The organism is Rhodococcus sp. ACPA1, from assembly GCF_002300195.1.
Classification (GTDB): domain Bacteria; phylum Actinomycetota; class Actinomycetes; order Mycobacteriales; family Mycobacteriaceae; genus Rhodococcus_F; species Rhodococcus_F opacus.
Genome location: NZ_NSDX01000009.1, coordinates 1,139 through 2,530, shown reverse-complemented (window position 1 = coordinate 2,530; position 1,392 = coordinate 1,139). Strand labels below are relative to the sequence as shown.

At 68.5% G+C, this 1,392-nt stretch carries 2 protein-coding genes; both read right to left on the bottom strand.

Annotated features, from left to right (window positions below; all coding sequences use genetic code 11):
- Positions 1 to 689 (bottom strand): hypothetical protein (locus CJ177_RS35815; protein WP_257014852.1); only part of this gene is annotated, 689 nt, incomplete at its 3' end.
- Positions 676 to 1,392, bottom strand: a 717-nt coding sequence (locus CJ177_RS35810) for a hypothetical protein (RefSeq protein WP_257014851.1), incomplete at its 5' end; no start/stop codon positions are given. The genes CJ177_RS35810 and CJ177_RS35815, both read right to left, overlap by 14 nt.

Below are 1,392 nucleotides of genomic sequence, written 5' to 3'. Positions count from 1 at the left end.
GACAGCCACGAGCGATGATCCGGATCGGCCAACGCCTCGGCCAGGGCTCGGACTCTGCCGCGATCGCTTCCCCTCATCCGTGCCCGATCGGCCATGGGGTTCTCGATGGCGCAGGCCAACACCACGGCATCGTCGAGATGACGCCCCCGATCGCGGGGATCCTCGAGGTAGGCCGCGCCCTTGAGCACCAACGCCCCCAGGACGTCGGGCACACTCAACTTGGTTGACACCCCATCGATCTCGATCAGGCAGTCCAGTGTCTTACGCAACGCGGACGTGCCCGCAGGAACGGCGAACACCTCACGTCCCGACACCCTCGGCCGAAACCGGGGTGCCAGGTGATCGGCGACCATCACATCGACCTGCTCGACACCACCCGAACGTACGAAACGGTGCACCCGCCCCCTCACCGGCACCTGCAACTCGTATCCGAGCTGCTCGAGCCGGGCGCGGACCCCGCCGAACGTCGCGGCACCGGTCTCGATATGCAGAATCATGTCGACATCGACCGTCGCCCGGGTCGGCGGCACACCCGCGCGCACCGCATGAAGCTGAACCATCAACCCGCCGATCAACGTCCACTGCTCCGACGGAATCAGCTGGGCGATCTCGGCGGCCTGCGGCCACGGCGGCCCCCACCCGCCGACCGGTGCCTGCACCGTCCACTGCGGCCGCTCACCGGAAATCATCGAGCAACTCCCCCAGCACCCGCGCCCCGGCGCTGCGCTCCCGGGTGTCGAGCGACTCCATCAAATCCACCGCAACCGCCGCCACCGGCACCGTCGTCGTCGTGAAAAACCGGTCCAGCGCAGTGACCACCCTCAACGTCACGTCCCCCTCACCGTCCGCCACCAAACCGAAGGTATCGATCACCCCGGCGAGGTCGTCGCCGACCACATACCCGTCCACAGCACCACCACCCCTTCCCGACAAACCGAACCGGCCCGCCACCCCCGGAACATGGGTCAGCGCACTGACACCGGTGGCCGCCACGTACCCGCCGGTGACCAGAGTGTTCAGATCATCGCCCCATCCCCGCATCCGGTGCACCCGCGCGCGCCGGCGGGCAAGAAACGCCACCTCAGTCGCGCTCGCCCGGCGCAGCCGATGCCTCAACCGGGTCGCCTGCGACGGAGAAATCCAATCCACCCCCGCACCAGACAACATCGCCAACGCCGCCCACGCGACATCCCCATTCCACGGCCGACCCCGATGGCGGTCCGCCTGCGCCACACGGTGCACCGACCCCGCATCCAACAACAACGCCTTCCCCACCTCCCGCGTCACCACCAGCTCCCCCGCCCGCGCGAGACGAGTGACCTGCCGGCCGGACACGCCCAGCTCGGCGGCTGCGGCCGACACCGACATCTCACCCATACATATATGGTCGCA